At 70.4% G+C, this 15,653-nt stretch carries 11 protein-coding genes; 5 read left to right on the top strand and 6 right to left on the bottom strand.

Features of this window, described 5'->3' with window-relative positions; genetic code table 11:
• Position 1 precedes the first annotated feature (1 nt).
• Both ACIPTO_RS02370 and ACIPTO_RS02375 read right to left on the bottom strand, forming a co-directional pair.
• Complete coding sequence (locus ACIPTO_RS02370) at positions 2–1,312, bottom strand: M20/M25/M40 family metallo-hydrolase (RefSeq protein WP_401188767.1); 1,311 nt, start codon at positions 1,310–1,312, stop codon at positions 2–4.
• Complete coding sequence (locus ACIPTO_RS02375; RefSeq protein ID WP_401188770.1) at positions 1,305–2,138, bottom strand: M55 family metallopeptidase; 834 nt, start codon at positions 2,136–2,138, stop codon at positions 1,305–1,307. Before ACIPTO_RS02375 ends, ACIPTO_RS02370 begins: the two co-directional genes overlap by 8 nt.
• A gap of 366 nt (positions 2,139–2,504) precedes the next feature.
• Between ACIPTO_RS02375 and ACIPTO_RS02380 the strand changes: the two genes are divergently transcribed.
• Positions 2,505–6,785, top strand: a complete 4,281-nt coding sequence (locus ACIPTO_RS02380; RefSeq protein WP_401188772.1) for a discoidin domain-containing protein — start codon at positions 2,505–2,507, stop codon at positions 6,783–6,785.
• A gap of 73 nt (positions 6,786–6,858) precedes the next feature.
• Here ACIPTO_RS02380 and ACIPTO_RS02385 read toward each other — a convergent pair whose 3' ends face one another.
• A complete protein-coding gene (locus ACIPTO_RS02385) occupies positions 6,859–8,202 on the bottom strand; it encodes a beta-1,3-glucanase family protein (protein ID WP_401188775.1) in 1,344 nt (447 codons plus the stop codon).
• 270 nt (positions 8,203–8,472) lie between these two features.
• Here ACIPTO_RS02385 and ACIPTO_RS02390 point away from each other — a divergent pair, with 270 nt between their 5' ends.
• Positions 8,473–9,282 carry a thioesterase family protein gene (locus ACIPTO_RS02390; protein WP_401188777.1) on the top strand — a complete coding sequence of 270 codons (810 nt, stop codon included), beginning with the start codon at positions 8,473–8,475 and terminating at the stop codon, positions 9,280–9,282.
• A gap of 7 nt (positions 9,283–9,289) precedes the next feature.
• Here ACIPTO_RS02390 and ACIPTO_RS02395 read toward each other — a convergent pair whose 3' ends face one another.
• Together ACIPTO_RS02395 and ACIPTO_RS02400 are read right to left on the bottom strand one after the other, a co-directional pair.
• Positions 9,290–10,060: an SDR family NAD(P)-dependent oxidoreductase gene (locus ACIPTO_RS02395; RefSeq protein WP_401188779.1), complete on the bottom strand. Its 771-nt coding sequence runs from the start codon at positions 10,058–10,060 to the stop codon at positions 9,290–9,292.
• 3 nt (positions 10,061–10,063) lie between these two features.
• Positions 10,064–11,596, bottom strand: coding sequence for a long-chain fatty acid--CoA ligase (locus ACIPTO_RS02400; RefSeq protein WP_401188782.1), 1,533 nt, complete (start codon positions 11,594–11,596; stop codon positions 10,064–10,066).
• Positions 11,597–11,770: 174 nt separating this feature from the next.
• Between ACIPTO_RS02400 and ACIPTO_RS02405 the strand changes: the two genes are divergently transcribed.
• The 3 genes from ACIPTO_RS02405 (at position 11,771) to ACIPTO_RS02415 (ending at position 14,820) form a co-directional block, all read left to right on the top strand.
• Positions 11,771–12,535 (top strand): enoyl-CoA hydratase/isomerase family protein, encoded by a 765-nt coding sequence (locus ACIPTO_RS02405; protein WP_401188785.1) that lies wholly within the window; start codon positions 11,771–11,773, stop codon positions 12,533–12,535.
• Between the two features lie 70 nt (positions 12,536–12,605).
• The gene (locus ACIPTO_RS02410) at positions 12,606–13,664 is read left to right on the top strand and encodes a 2,3-butanediol dehydrogenase (RefSeq protein ID WP_366311605.1); all 1,059 of its coding nucleotides are present in this window, start codon (positions 12,606–12,608) and stop codon (positions 13,662–13,664) included.
• A gap of 1 nt (position 13,665) precedes the next feature.
• Complete coding sequence (locus ACIPTO_RS02415; RefSeq protein WP_401188788.1) at positions 13,666–14,820, top strand: acyl-CoA dehydrogenase family protein; 1,155 nt, start codon at positions 13,666–13,668, stop codon at positions 14,818–14,820.
• A gap of 43 nt (positions 14,821–14,863) precedes the next feature.
• Here ACIPTO_RS02415 and ACIPTO_RS02420 read toward each other — a convergent pair whose 3' ends face one another.
• On the bottom strand, positions 14,864–15,571 hold the full coding sequence (locus ACIPTO_RS02420; RefSeq protein WP_401188791.1) for a TetR/AcrR family transcriptional regulator: 708 nt from the start codon (positions 15,569–15,571) through the stop codon (positions 14,864–14,866).
• Positions 15,572–15,653 lie beyond the last annotated feature (82 nt).

Consider the following 15,653-nt stretch of genomic DNA (forward strand, 5'->3'; position numbering starts at 1 on the left):
GCTAGGCCGTCCTCAGGAAGCGGTCCAGGACACGGACGCCGAAGTGGAGTGCCTCGACGGGGACGCGTTCGTCGACTCCGTGGAACAGCGCCTGGTAGTCGAAGCCCTCGGGGAGCTTCAGCGGTGCGAAGCCGTAGCCGGTGATGCCGAGCCGCGAGAACTGCTTGGCGTCCGTGCCGCCGGACATGCAGTACGGGACCACATGGCCCTCGGGGGCGAACTCCTCGACGGCGGCGCGCATGCGGGCGTAGGTCGGGGAGTCGAGCGGTGCCTGGAGGGCCACCTCGCGGTGGTGGAACTCCCAGTCGACGTCCGGGCCGGTGAGCCGGTCCATGGTGGTGCGGAACTCGTCCTCGCCGCCCGGGAGATAGCGCCCGTCGACGAAGGCCACCGCCTCGCCCGGGATCACGTTGACCTTGTAACCGGCTTTCAGCATCGTCGGGTTGGCGCTGTTGCGGACCGTGGGCTCGACGAGTTTCGCCGCCGGGCCGAGCTTGGTGAGCAGTCCGTCGACGTCGTCGAGGTCGGCGTCGATGCCGTACAGGGCGGCGAGTTCGGTGAGGGCCGCGCGGACGGTCGGGGTGAGCCGCAGCGGCCAGGTGTGTTCGCCGATGCGGGTGATCGCGGCGGCGAGGCGCGTGACGGCGTTCTCGTGGTTGACCTTGGAGCCGTGGCCCGCGCGGCCGTGCGCGGTCAACGTGAGCCAGCCGGTGCCGCGTTCACCGGCGGCGATGGGGTAGATCTCGCGGCCGGAGCCGTCGTGGAAGGTGAACGCCCCTGATTCGCTGATGCCTTCGGTGCAGCCCTCGAAGAGCCCGGCGTGCCGGTCGGCGAGGAATCCGGAGCCGTCCTCGGCGCTGGCCTCCTCGTCGGCGGTGAACGCGATCACGAGGTCGCGCCGGGGCCGTACGCCCAGCCGGGCCCAGGCGCGGACGACGGCGAGGATCATCGCGTCCATGTTCTTCATGTCGACCGCGCCGCGCCCCCAGACGACGCCGTCGCGGATCTCCCCGGAGAAGGGGTGCACGCTCCAGTCGTCGGCCTCGGCCGGCACCACGTCCAGGTGACCGTGGACGAGCAGCGCGTCCGCCGAGGGGTCGGTGCCCTCGATGCGGGCGACGACGTTGGTCCGGCCTCTGGTCCGTTCCAGGAGGGTGGGTTCGAGCCCGGCGCCGGCCAGTTGCGCGGCGGCGTACTCGGCCGCGGGTCTCTCCCGGCAGTCGCCGCCGCCCCGGTTGGTCGTGTCGATGCGGATCAGGTCCGAGGTGAACGTCACGGCCTCGGCCAGGGCCCGCTCGTCGATGTCAGCCATACTGCTCCTCCACCGCGGCCGAGACGATCGTGGTGACCGCCTTGAAGGTCCGGATGCCGTCGTACATGGTGTCGTGCGTGTACGCCACCTTCCGCTCCCCGACCCGTGCGACGCCGGGGACGACGGTGGCGGCCATCGCCAGGTGCTCGGCGTCGAACTCCACGGCGACGGTGAACGGGCCGCCCCGCACCGGTTCCTGACGGACCGCCAGTTTCGCCGCCTCCTTCGCCGCCGCGCGGATGTCGGCGGCGGTCCTGGCCGGTGTGCGGCACACGGCCGCGTACCGCGACACATGGTCCTTGACGGCCACCTTCAGCGCCCCGGGCGCGTACCCGAGGGCGTCCTCGCAGGCCACGTCGTCACCGGTGACCAGGACGACCGGTACCCCGTACTCGGCGACGACATGCGCGTTGAGGAGTCCCTCGCTGGCGCGGACGTCGTTCAGCCACACGCCGGTGATGGAGTTCGCGAGGTAGGTGTGGGCGAGGACGCCCTCCATGCCGGCGCCCGCGTGGTAGCCGATGAACGCGATGCCGTCGACGTCGCCGTGCTGCACGCCCTCCACCATCGAGAGGGACTTGTGGCGTCCGGTGAGCATCTCGGTGCGCTCGTCGAGCTGTTCGAGCAGGAGGTTGCGCATCGTCCAGTGGGCCTCGTTGACGAGCACCTCGTCGGCGCCGCCGTCGTGGAAGCCGAGGACGGCCGCGTTCACGTCCGAGGTGAACATCGCCCGGCACCGCTCCCACTGCGGTGTCCCCGGCAACACGTCGGCCGGCCAGGTGACGCCGGTCGCACCCTCCATGTCGGCGCTGATGAGGATCTTCATGGGGCATCACGTTACGCGTCGACGCGGAATCCGCCAGGAAGAAGCGGTGCGGAATTGAACGACGTTGGATCGCGCAAGATTTTGCGTGACTTGCGTTCACTTTCGTTCCGGGGCCGCAAGTGCGCGCAAGTCAACCCTGGCGCCACCTGGGAGTGGTGAGCGCTTCTGGTGAATATTGCGCGGTTCCAGCTGTAGACCCCTTCCCATCGCTCTGCAATATTTCGATGAAACAACGCAAAAACCTGCCTCCCAGGGGCAGCTTGCACCACCTCACCTCGCACCTTTCTGCTCCTGCACCACTCCCCCAGGAACGAGCCGCCCTCGCCGCCCCACCGGTGCGCGAGCCTCCGCAGGAAGTGACCCCGTATGAATCGACCGGCACGACACAAGCAGAGATCCCCCGGACGGGGCGCGGCCATCGCCGCGCTCGCCTCCGCCGTGATGGTGCTGGGGCTGCCCGCCGTCAGCGCCCACGCGGCCGGCGGTCCCGACGTCGCCGCGGGCTCCCGAACCACCGCGGGCAGCACCCGCGGCACGCACAGGGCCGCCAACATCACCGACGGCGACACCGACACCTACTGGCAGGCCGGGAAGAAGTCGGCCCAGTGGGTGCAGACCGACCTCGGCAGCAGCAAGCGCGTCCGGCAGGTCGTCCTGCGGCTGCCCGAGGGCTGGGCGACCCGCAAGCAGACGCTGGCGCTCCAGGGCAGCGACGACGGCAAGAGCTTCGCCACGCTCAAGTCCTCGGCGCAGTACGTCTTCGGCCCCGGCGACGGCAACACCGTGAAGATCTCGGTGCCGTCGACCCTCGCCCGGTACGTACGGGCCGACTTCAGCACCAACTCGGTCGCGGGAACGGCCCAGTTGAGCGAGATGCAGGTCCTCACCACCACCGCCTCCACCCCCAACCTCGCGCAGGGCAAGCCCTTCAGCGAAAGCGGGCACGCCGATGTGTACGGCGCCGCCAACGCGGGCGACGGCAACCGCGACACCTACTGGGAGAGCACCAACAACGCCTTCCCGCAGTGGCTCCAGGTCGACCTGGGCTCGTCGGTCAAGGTCAACCAGGTGACGCTGCGGCTGCCCAGCGGCTGGCCGAGCCGCAGCCAGACCCTCAAGATCCAGGGCTCGACCGACAACCGCACCTTCGGCGACCTGACGGCGTCGAAGGCGTACACCTTCGACAGCTCCACCGACCAGTCGACGACGATCTCCTTCGACGCGACGACCACGCGCTACGTGCGGGTGCTGATCACGGCGAACACCGGCTGGCCCGCCGGGCAGATCTCGGAGCTGGAGGTCTACGGACCGGCCACCGGTGACACCCAGGCACCCAGCGCGCCGGCGAACCTGAGCTACACCGAGCCGGCCACCGGACAGATCAAGCTCACCTGGAGCGCGGCCACCGACGACACGGCCGTGACGGGCTACGACGTCTACGCCAACGGGCAGTTGAGGTCCAGCGTCGCCGGGAACGTGCTGACGTACACGGACACCCAGCCGGCCGGCAGCGACATCACGTACTTCGTGCGGGCCAAGGACGCGGCGGGCAACGTCTCCGCCAACAGCAACAGCGTGACCCGCAAGGGGACGGGCGGCGACACCCAGGCCCCGACGGCGCCGGGCAACCTCGCCTACACGCAGTCGGGCAGCGACGTGAAGCTGACCTGGCAGGCGTCGAGCGACAACGTCCAGGTCACCGGGTACGACGTCTACGCCAACGACCAGCTGGTCAAGTCCCTGGCGGGCAACGTCACTTCGTACACGGACACCCCGTCGGCGACGGCGACGGTCACCTACTACGTGAAGGCGAAGGACGCCGCGGGGAACGTGTCGGTGGCGAGCAACAGCGTCACCCGGGCCGGTTCCGGCGGCGGGTCCGACCTCGCCCAGGGCAAGCCGATCGACGCCTCCTCGTACACCTTCACCTATGTCGCGGCGAACGCCAACGACGGCCAGGTGAGCACCTATTGGGAGAGCGGGGGCGGCGCGTACCCGGCCACGCTCACCACCAAGCTGGGGGCGAACGCCGACCTCGGTCAGGTCGTCGTGAAGCTGAACCCGGATGCCGCCTGGTCGACGCGGACGCAGAACATCCAGGTGCTGGGCCGTGACCAGGACGCGACCGCGTTCACGAGTCTGGCCGCCGCGAAGGACTACACGTTCAACCCGGCGACCGGCAACACGGTGACCATCCCGGTCTCCGGCGCCGCCGCCGACGTCCAGCTCAAGTTCGCCTCCAACACCGGTGCACCGGGCGCGCAGGTCGCCGAGTTCCAGGTGATCGGCACCCCGGCCGCCAACCCCGACCTGAAGGTCACCGGCATCACCCACACGCCCGCGGCCCCGGTCGAGTCGGACGCCATCAGCCTGACGGCGACCGTCACCAACAGCGGCAGCAAGGCGTCCAAGGCCACGGACCTGAACTTCACGCTGGGCGGCACCAAGGCCGCCACGGCGGACGTCCCGGCCCTCGCGGCGGGCGCGTCGGCGACGGTCACGGCGAGCATCGGCGCACGGGACGCGGGCAGTTACCCGCTCGGCGCCGAGGTGGACCCGTCGAACAAGGTCATCGAGCAGAACGAGGGCAACAACGTCTACACCGCCCCCGACGCGCTCGTGGTCAAGCCGGTCTCCAGCTCCGACCTGGTCGCCGCACCGGTCGCCTGGACCCCTTCCAGCCCCTCGGCGGGCGACAACGTCACCTTCACCGTGGCGATCAAGAACCAGGGCACGGTCGCCTCGGCCGCCGGCGCCCACGGCGTCACGCTCACCGTCCTCGACGGCAACGGCACCACCGTCAAGACCCTCACCGGCTCCTACAACGGCACCATCGCGGCCGGCCAGACGACCGCACCGGTGAGCCTCGGCACATGGACGGCCGTCAACGGCAAGTTCAGCGTCAGGACGGTCATCGCCGACGACACCAACGAACTCCCGGTCAAGCGGTCCAACAACACCACCACACAACCCCTGTTCGTCGGCCGCGGCGCCGACATGCCGTACGACATGTACGAGGCCGAGGACGGCACGGTGGGCAGCGGCGCCCAGGTCGTCGGCCCGAACCGCACCATCGGCGACGTCGCCGGGGAGGCGAGCGGCCGGCGGGCGGTGACCCTCAACTCGACCGGCCAGTACGTCGAGTGGACCACCCGCGCGGCGACGAACACCCTCGTCACCCGCTTCTCCATCCCCGACGGCACCGACTCGACCCTCGACGTCTACGTCGACGGCCAGTTCCTCAAGGCCATCGACCTGACCTCCAAGTACGCCTGGCTGTACGGCAACGAGACCGCGCCCGGCAACGCGCCGAGCGCCGGGGCCCCGCGTCACATCTACGACGAGGCGAACCTCCTGCTGGGCAGGACGGTTCCGGCGGGTTCCAAGATCCGGCTGCAGAAGGACGCGGCCAACTCGTCCACGTACGCGATCGACTTCGTCAACCTCGAAGAGGCGACGGCCACGGCGAACCCGGACCCGGCCGCCTACGCGGTCCCGGCCGGATTCGCCCAGCAGGACGTGCAGAACGCCCTCGACAAGGTCCGCATGGACACCACGGGCAAGCTCGTCGGCGTCTACCTGCCCGCCGGTGACTACGAGACCTCCAGCAAGCTGCAGGTCTACGGCAAGGCGGTCAAGGTCGTCGGAGCCGGGCCGTGGTTCACCCGCTTCCACGCCCCCGCCTCGCAGGAGAACACCGACATCGGCATCCGGGCCGAAGCCACCGCGAACGGCTCCTCGTTCTCCGGCTTCGCCTACTTCGGCAACTACACCTCCCGCATCGACGGCCCCGGCAAGGTCTTCGACTTCTCCAACGTCTCGAACATCACCATCGACAACATCTGGGTCGAGCACATGGTGTGCATGTACTGGGGCGCCAACACCGACAGCGTGACCATCAAGAACTCCCGCATCCGTGACACCTTCGCCGACGGCATCAACATGACGAACGGCTCCACGGACAACCACGTCGTCAACAACGACGCCCGCGCCACGGGCGACGACAGCTTCGCGCTCTTCTCGGCGATCGACGCGGGCGGCGCCGACGAGAAGAACAACCTCTACGAGAACCTGACCTCGACCCTCACCTGGCGGGCGGCCGGGATAGCCGTCTACGGCGGCTACGACAACACCTTCCGCAACATCCGGGTCGCCGACACCCTCGTCTACTCCGGCATCACGATCTCCTCGCTGGACTTCGGCTACCCGATGAACGGCTTCGGGACCGATCCGACGACGATCGAGAACGTCTCCCTGGACCGGACGGGCGGCCACTTCTGGGGCTCCCAGGTCTTCCCCGCCATCTGGGCGTTCTCGGCCTCGAAGGTCTTCCAGGGCATCCGGGTCAACGACGTCGACATCGACAACTCCACGTACGGCGGAGTGATGTTCCAGACCAACTACGTCGGCGGACAACCGCAGTTCCCGGTGAAGGACACGATCTTCACCGACATCTCCATCACCAACTCCAAGAAGAGCGGAGACGCGTTCGACGCCAAGTCCGGCTGGGGCATCTGGGCCAACGAACTGCCCGAGCCCGGTCAGGGACCCGCCGTGGGGTCCGCCACCTTCGTCAACCTGCGGATGAGCGGCAACGCGCAGGACATCCGCAACACCACGTCCACCTTCACGATCAACGTGCAGTAGCGCAGGCCATCACCCCATGAAACGGGGCCGCCCCACCTGACAGGGGCGGCCCCGTTTCCCTGTGCGTCGGTGCCTACCAGCCGACGGCGACCAGGAGCCACTGCGGACCGGCGTGCGAGATGAACGAGGACTGGCCCGCGACATCGTCGTAGGGGAAGCCGTAGGCGAGCTGGTTGATGGCGTTGTCGTGCCAGAACTTGGCGTAGTAGTTGGCGGGGGCGGCCTTGTAGAACTGCGCCGGGTCGGACTGCTGCGAGGCCGGAAGCGTGGCCACATGGCGGTTGAGGGCCGCGCACGTGTTGGGGTCGGCGGCCAGCGAGCCCGCGCATCCGAAGATGTCGGAGGTCGCCGCGTTCACGCCCACCGACTGGGCGTACGAGGTGAAGTAGTTGGCGTTGGCGCCGCCCGCGCGGAAGCTCGGGTCGCTGCCGGGCGCGATGATCCGGTACGGCGCCTGGGTCTGCGCCAGCACCTTGAACTGGCTCGGCACCGCGTCGGTGAACCGCTGGAAGGTGGTCGCGCGGTCCTCGGCGAAGGTCGCCCGGTTCTCGCCGACCTCGGTGTCGTAACCGTCCTTGGCGTGCAGGCGCATGGCGAGTTTGAGGCCGAAGGCGTCGACGCGGGTGGTGTTGCCGTTGAAGACGTTGTCGCCGACCGTGAACTCGATGAAGTCGTAGTAGGAACTGGTGGGCGAGCCCAGGTAGAAGTACATGCGGCCCGCGGAGTTGGCGGGCATGTCGAGATAGGGCTGCTCGGCGATGGAGTGCGTCTGCCCGTTGAAGCTCCAGTACACCTGGCTGTCGGGGTACTTGCCGTTGGTGCGGTTGAGGATCTTCACCTCGACGGCGTTGTGGGCCGCCGGGATGTCACTGGTGCTGCCCCAGAAGGCGTCCGGCGGGGTGGTGGTGCCGCCGGGGCCGTAGACCTGGAACTCCCAGAGGGAGTAGCCGTACGGGGTGGCGCGGGCGGTGCCGTAGAGGCGGACGTAGCGGCCGCTGCCGGTGACGGTGAGGTTCTGGGTGCCGCCGGTGGCGCCGGTGGTGGAGTAGACGGTGGTCCAGTTGGCCGCGTCGGTGGAGGTCTGGATCTGGTAGCCGGTGGCGTACGCGGCCTCCCAGTTCAGGGAGACACGGGTGATCTGCTGGACCGAGCCGAGGTCGACGCGCAGCCACTGCGGGTCCGCGAAGGCGGAGGACCAGCGGGTGCCGGTGTCGCCGTCGACGGCCGCGCTCGCGGGGAAGGCCCCGCTCTCGGTCGAGGACGCGGCGGCGGGCCGTCCCTGGGACAGGAGTTGGTCGGCGGCGCGGGCGGGCGTGGGGCTCAGGGCGGCGAAGCAGGCGAGGATCAGGACGACGGCGAGACCGAGGGCGGTACGCGGGCGCACGGCTCCGGTCGGAGGTCTGGCGGACAGCTGCATGGAGGGTCTCCTCAGTGGGGTTGGGAGCGCTCTCCCGGGGTTGTAGTCCCGTCCCCGCCCGCCGTCAACAACTGAAGCCGAATCAGCGACAGTTCGGCACTGTCGGCACCGACGGCGGGGCATCCGTTCAGGACCCGATCGCAAGCCCGCCGCCGACCCGGCGCGTCCCTCCATCACTTGACGCGTCCGGTATGGACCTTTCCGTACGGTGGCAGAGTGGTCACCGGAACACCGCGCACGCGGCGAGAACAGCCATGGGAGAGAAGTCCGTTGAACACCGGAACGCCGGTCCCCGACAGCTACTACGAGCGCATCGACGAGCACCGCTACAAGCCCACGGCCCACGCGGGCGGCGCCTGGGACCCGGCCGAGCTGCACTTCAGTCCGCTCGGCGGACTCGTCGTCCACGCCATCGAGCGCCAGGTGGCGGCGCAACGGCCGGGCGAGGGCCTGGTGATGGCGCGGATCGGCTACGACATCCTGGGGCGGCTCGCCCTCGACGAGTGCGAGATCCGGGTCGACGTCGTCCGGCCCGGCCGCACGATCGAACTGGTCGAGGCCGTGGTGCTGGTCGCCGGCCGGCCGGTGGTGCGGGCCCGCGCCTGGTACCTCGCCGCCGCCGACACCTCCGCCGTCGCGGGCGGCACCGGCGAACTCCTCACCCCGCCGGAGGAGTTGGCTCCCTGGGAGATGAGCGCGCTGTGGCCCGGAGGCTACATCGCCTCCCTGGACGTACGGCCGCTGGCGCCGCCCCGGCCGGGCCGTACGACCGCCTGGGTCTCCACCCGGCACGCCCTGGTCGCCGGTGAGGCCAGCAGCCCGCTCGCCTCCTACCTCGCGCTCGTCGACACCGCGAACGGCATCGCCGTACGGCAGCCGCCGACCGCCTGGATCTACCCGAACGTCGACCTCACCGTCCATCTGCACCGCCAACCCGTCGGCGGCTGGACCGGGTTGGACACGACGGTCACCTTCGGGCCCACCGGGCAGGGCCTGACCAGCACCGTGCTGCACGACGTGCACGGCCCGGTCGGGCACGCGCTGCAGATCCTCACGGTGCGGCCCGCGCCCGAGCGGTGAGCGGAAGCTAGCGCGCGGTCCAGCCGCCGTCGACCGTGAGCGTGGTGCCGGTGACGAAGCGGGACGCGTCGGAGGCGAGGAAGACGGCGGCTCCGCCGAGTTCCGAGACCTCGCCGACGCGGCCCAACGGCGTGCTGTCGACGATGCGTTCGCCCCACCGGCTGGCCAGCAGGCCCGAGCTGAGGTCGGTGTGGAAGTAGCCGGGCGCGAGGGCGTTGACGCGGACCCCGCGGTCGGCCCACTCCACGGCGAGGGACTTGGTGAGGGCCTCGACCGCGCCCTTGCTGGCGGCGTAGGCGGCGATCCGCTCGAAGCCGGTACGGGCGTGCACCGAGGAGACGTTGACGATCGAGCCGGAGCGCTGCTCCAGCATCACCCTGCCCGCCTCCCGGCAGCAGTAGAAGGTGCCCTGGAGGTTGACGTCGAGGACCTGTCGCCAGTCCTCGTCGGTGACGCGCTCGCTGCGGGTGAAGTGGGGGCTCGTACCGGCGCAGTTGACGACCGCGTCGAGGCGGCCGGTGGCGTCGGTGACACGGCCGACGATGGCGCGTACGGCGGCGGAGTCGGCGACGGAGCCGGGCAGGACCAGCACCTTGCCGCCGTGCGCGGCGAGTTCGGCCTCCAGGCTCTCCAGGTCGGCGGCCGTGCGGGCGGTCACCGCGACGGTCGCTCCGGCCTGGGAGAGGGCGACCGCGACCGCCCGGCCGAGGCCCTTCCCGGCGCCCGTCACCCACACCGTCCGCCCGTCGAGCCGGAGTTCGGTGGTCACGTCCGGCATGGCTCAGCCCTCCGCGGGGATGTCGCGCAGGGTCCGCTTGAGGACCTTGCCGGACGGGGTGCGGGGCAGCTCGTCGACGATGTCGAAGCGGGCCGGCACCTTGAACTTGGCCAGGCGCGCCCGGCAGAACTCCCGTAGCTCCTCGGGTCCCGCGCTCTCGCCCGGCCTGAACACCACGAAGGCGCGCGGGACTTCACCCCAGCGGGGATGGTCGATCCCGACCACCGCGGCCTCCAGCACGGCCGGATGCTCGTACAGCACCCGCTCGACCTCGGGCGTGGCGATGTTCTCGCCGCCGGAGACGATCATGTCCTTCTTGCGGTCGTCGATGTAGAGGAAGCCGTCCTCGTCGACGTGTCCGATGTCCCCGGTGTGGAACCAGCCGTCCCGGATCGCCGCCGCCGTGGCCTTCTCGTCGCGCCAGTACCCGGCGAAGACCTTCGGCCCGCGCAGGGTGATCTCGCCCAGTTCACCGGCGGGAGCCTCGGCCCCGGTGTCGTCGACGATCCGGACGCGGGTGTGCGGGACGGGACGCCCGACCGAGCCCAGTTTGGACAGCGCGTGCTCGCGGTCGAGGAAGGTGTCGCCGGAGACGGTCTCGGTCAGGCCGTAGGCGTCGGCGAACCAGGCGTTCGGGAACGCGGTCATGATGCGCCGCAGCACCGGTTCGGGGGTCTTCTCGCCGCCGCCGAGGATGAAGCGGACGGAGCTGGTGTCGTACTCCTCGCGGTCGGGGACCTCCAGGACCGCGTTGACCATGGCGGGCGCCAGCCAGACATTGGTGACGCGGTGCTTCTCGATCTCCGCCAGCACGGCCTGCGGGTCGAACCTGCGCTGGAGCACGACACCGCCGCCCGCGTACAGGACGCCGAGGGCCGGCATGTCCAGACCGCCCACGTGGTAGAGCGGCCCGCAGACCAGGGTGGTGTCCGCCGCGGTCAGACCGAAGTGGACGATGTGGGCGAGGTTCTTGGCCTGGAGGTTCCCGTAGGTGATGCGGACGCCCTTGGGGCGTGAGGTGGTGCCCGAGGTGTACATGAGGCGTTGCAGGTCGTCGAGGCCGACGTCCACGGGCTCGACCCGCTCGCCCTTGTGCCGGGCGAGCAGTTCCTCGTAGCCGATCCACGGCTCCTGGGGCAGGTCGCCGCCGACCACGACCCGGTGCTCCAGATCGGTGAGACAGCCCGCGCTGCGCTCCACCGCCCGCACGAACTCCGGCTCGGTGACGATCACCTTGGCCTGGGCGTGTCCCAGGATGTACTGCCATTCCTCTTCCGAGAGGCGGTAGTTGAGCGGCAGGAAGACCGCGCCGAGCTGATTGACCGCGTAGACCAGCTCCAGGAACTCCGGCTGGTTGTAGAGCAGCAGGCCCACGACATCGCCGCGTCCGACGCCCAGTTCGGCCAGCCCGGCGGCCAGCCGTTGCACCCGTTCGTGCAGGTGACGGACCGTCAGGCTGCGTCCTTCCTGCGTGACGGCCACGGCGTCGGGGCGCTGGGCCAGGTGGTGGTCGAGGATGCTCGCGAAATTGTGCACGGCGACTCTCTCGCTCGGCGGCCGGAAATGTCCCGACCGGTCGGTTGCCCGCTCCCAAGATTTAGTGTACCCCTTGGTCTATAAAACCTGGGAGCCGCACTGTACGACGGCGCGTCCGCGACGACAACCGTCCGCGCACACGCAAAGTCGCTTCGCCGACGAGGAGGGTTCTTCGTGCCACGCATCCGGCTCGACACCGGCGGACCGGTCGTCACGGTCCGCCTCGACAACCCGCCGATGAACGCCTTCGACACCCTCCAGAGAGAGGAACTGGCCACCTGCGTACGCGGGCTGGCCGACTCCCCCGCCGTACGGGCGGTGGTGCTCCACGGCGGCGAACGGCTCTTCGCCGCCGGCGCCGACGTCAAGGCCCTGGCCGCGATGGGCCCGGAGGAGATCCGCGGCTGGAACCGCGCCCTGCAGCGCACCTTCGACGAGGTCGCCCGGCTGCCCATGCCGGTGATCGCGGCGGTCACCGGCTACGCCCTGGGCGGCGGCCTGGAACTGGCCCTGGCCGCCGACTACCGGGTGGCCGCCGAGGACGCCGTGCTCGGCCAGCCGGAGGTCCGGCTCGGCATCATGCCGGGCTCGGGCGGCACCCAGCGCCTGGCCCGGCTGATCGGTCCGGCCCGCGCGAAGAACCTGCTGATGACCGGCCGCAGGGTGAACGCGGAGGAGGCGCTGCGGCTCGGCCTGGTCGACGAGGTGGTCCCCGCGGGCTCCGCGCTGACCGCCGCCCTGGCCTACGCCCGCCGGCTGTCCGAGGGCCCGCCCGCCGCCCTGGAGGCCATCAAGGAGGCCGTGGACCACGGCACGGACGCGAGCACGGCGGCCGGCCTGGCCCTCGAACGCGCCCTGTTCACCGGGGTGTTCGGCACGGAGGACGCGACGACGGGCCTCCGCTCGTTCCTCGACAGGGACAGGAAGAGCGCCCCTTGAGGGCGCGGGGAACCGCGCGACCGGCCCGCACCGGGCCGCGGCCGACATCGATACGAAAGGGGCGGAAAACATGGAGGCACTCGTCTGGCACGGTGCGCACGACCTGCGTCTCGAAGAGGTACCCGAACCACCGGACCCCGCTCCGCACGAGGCCGTCGTAGAGGTGTCGTGGTGCGGAGTCTGCGGCACGGACCTGCACGAGTACCTGGAAGGCCCGCACATGATCCGAGAGGGTCCCCACCCCCTCACCGGCAGCAAGCCACCCCTCGCCCTCGGCCACGAACTCAGCGGCACCGTGGTCGCGTTGGGAGCGGACGTGCCGGGCATCACCGTCGGCGACCGCGTCACCGCGGACCCGGTCTGGCGCTGCGGCACCTGCTTCTGGTGCACGCGCGGCGAGTACCACATCTGTCCCAGGAGCGGGTCGGTCGGCCTCGCCTCCCCCGGCGGCTTCGCGGAACGCGTCACCGTGCCGCTGGCCGGCCTCACCCGTCTCCCGGACCACGTCAGCGACGAACTCGCCGCCGTGGCCGAGCCGTTGGCGGTCGGCCTGCATGCCGTGACCCGGGCCGGGGTCAAGCCGGGCGACACCGTCCTGGTCGTCGGCGGCGGCCCGATCGGCGTGGCCGTCGTCCTGGCCGCCCACATCGCGGGCGCCGCGGGCCTGTTCGTCAGCGAACCCCTCGCCGGGCGCCGCGAGATGCTGCTCGGCATCGGCGTCACCGAGGCCTTCGACCCGCGCGAGACGGACGTACGGCGCGAGGTGTTCCTGCGCACGAACCGCATCGGCCCGGACGTGGTCATCGACGCGACCGGCGTGCCCGCGCTCGCGGGGCAGGCCGTCTCGACCGTGCGGCGGGGCGGACGGGTCGTACTGGCCGGGGTCGGGCACGGCAGCGTCGAGTTCGACATGGGCCAACTCGTGTTCTACGAGCGGTCGGTGGTCGGCACGCTCGGCTACACCTTCGACATCCCGCGCGTGATCGATCTGATGAGCACCGGGCGCCTGGACGCCTCCGCCCTGATCACCGGCCGTTTTCCGCTCTCGGGAGGAGCCGGTGTCTTCGAGGACCTGGCCGCCGACCGGGCCAGGCACCTGAAGGTGCTGCTGACCCCGAAGGGACTGTGACATGGACTTCGACCTGCCCGAGGAGACCCTCGCTCTGCAGGACATGGTCCGCGAGTTCGCGGCCAACGAGATCACGCCCCACGCGGCCCGGTGGTCCGAGGACGAGATCTTCCCCACCAAGGTCTTCACCAAGCTGGGCGAACTCGGCCTGATGGGCATGCTCGTGCCCGAGGAGTACGGCGGGGCGGGCTCGGACACGGTCACCTACGTCGCGGTGATGGAGGAACTCGGCGCCGCCGACCAGTCGGTGGCCTCCTCGTGGAACGCGCACTCGACCATCGGCACGCTGCCGTTGCTCGCGTACGGCACCGAGGAGCAGAAGCGCCGCTGGCTGACACCGCTGGCCAAGGGGGAGGCGATCGGCGCGTTCGGGCTGACCGAGCCGGACGCGGGCTCCGACGCGGCCGGCATCGCGACCACCGCCCGCCGCGCGGACGGGGGTTGGGTGATCAACGGCACCAAGATGTTCATCACCAACGCGGGCACCGACATCAGCCAGGGCGTCACCCTGCTGGCCACGACGGGGAAGGGCGCGGACGGACGCAAGGAGTACGCGACCTTCTACGTGCCGACCGGCACGCCGGGTTACACCGTCGGCGCCCGGCTGAAGAAGCTCGGCTGGCACGCCATGGACACACGGGAGCTGGTGTTCACCGACTGCTGGGTCTCCGACGACCATCTGATCGGCGAGGAGGGCAACGGCCTGCGCCAGTTCCTGTCCGTGCTCGACGGCGGCCGGATCAGCGTGGCGGCGCTGAGCCTCTCCCTGGCCAAGGCGGCGCTGGCGCTCGCGGTCCGGCACGCCAGGGAACGGCACCAGTTCGGGCGTCCGCTCGCGGACTTCCAGGCCGTCGCGCACAAGATCGCCGACATCGGCACGGAGTACCAGGCCGCCCGGTGGATGGTCTACCGGGCCGCCTGGCTCGCCGACCGGGGCCGCCCGCACAGCACGGAGGCCGCGATGGCCAAGCTGTACGCCTCCGAGGTCGCCAACCGGGCGGCCTCCCAGTCGCTGCAGATCCACGGCGGCTACGGGTACGTACGGGAGTCGGAGATCTCCCGGTTCTACGCCGACGCCAAGATCCTGGAGATCGGCGAGGGCACCAACGAGATCCAGCGCAATGTCATCGCCAGGGCCCTGGTCCGGGGCGCGTGAGCGGGCGGAGTCCGCGGTGCGCCACCGCGCACCGCGGATCCGGTCAGCTCGCCACGGCGACCGTTTCCCACAACGCCTCGGGATCGAGGGGCAGTTCGGGCCGGGCCCGCTTGAACTCGGCGGCCAGGGCCTCGACGTCCGGGAGGTCGCCCACGGACGCGGCGAATCCGCGGAACAGCGTCGAGCAGTACTCGCCCGACAGGAACGCGGCGTCCCAGCTGCCCTCCGGCCGCACCCACTGGTAGGTGTGGTTGTGGAGGTTGAGGAACTGGAGGGTGGCCAGGTGCGGTTCGACCGCGCGGAAGGTCCCCTCCTCCACGGCCTCGGTGAGCAGGCCAGTGATCAGCAGCTCGAAGTCGGAGCGCTGCCCGAGCACCGTCTCCAGTTCCGCGCCGCTGAGACTGCGGTAGTCGTGCTCGTAGACCCAGATGTGGTCGAGCCTGCGGAAGATGATCGTCAGCAGCGACTCGGACAGCAGGCGCAGCCGCAGCAGCGGGACCTCGTCGAGGGCCGCGATCTCCTTGGCGCGGGCCAGCAGCGGGCCGAGCACCCGCGACTGGATCTCGATCAGCAGGTTCTCCTTGGAGCCGATGTAGTAGTACAGGGCACCCTTGGCGAGCCCGACCGCGCGGCCCAGGTCGTTGATGGAGGTCGCCGCGTAGCCCTGTCGCGCGAACAGGGACGCCGCGGTGTCGATGATCTTCTGGCGTCTGACTTCGAAGCCCGGCCCGTGACCCGGCGGTCGTGGCATCTCTTCTCTCCCCTTGCCGTGACGACGTGCGTGCTGTCCCGGGTCCGCACAGGCGCCGGATGGTGGCACGCCTGGGGGAAGC

The sequence above is a fragment of the Streptomyces sp. NPDC090083 genome (assembly GCF_044747445.1).
In the GTDB taxonomy this organism is placed as follows: Bacteria; Actinomycetota; Actinomycetes; order Streptomycetales; family Streptomycetaceae; genus Streptomyces.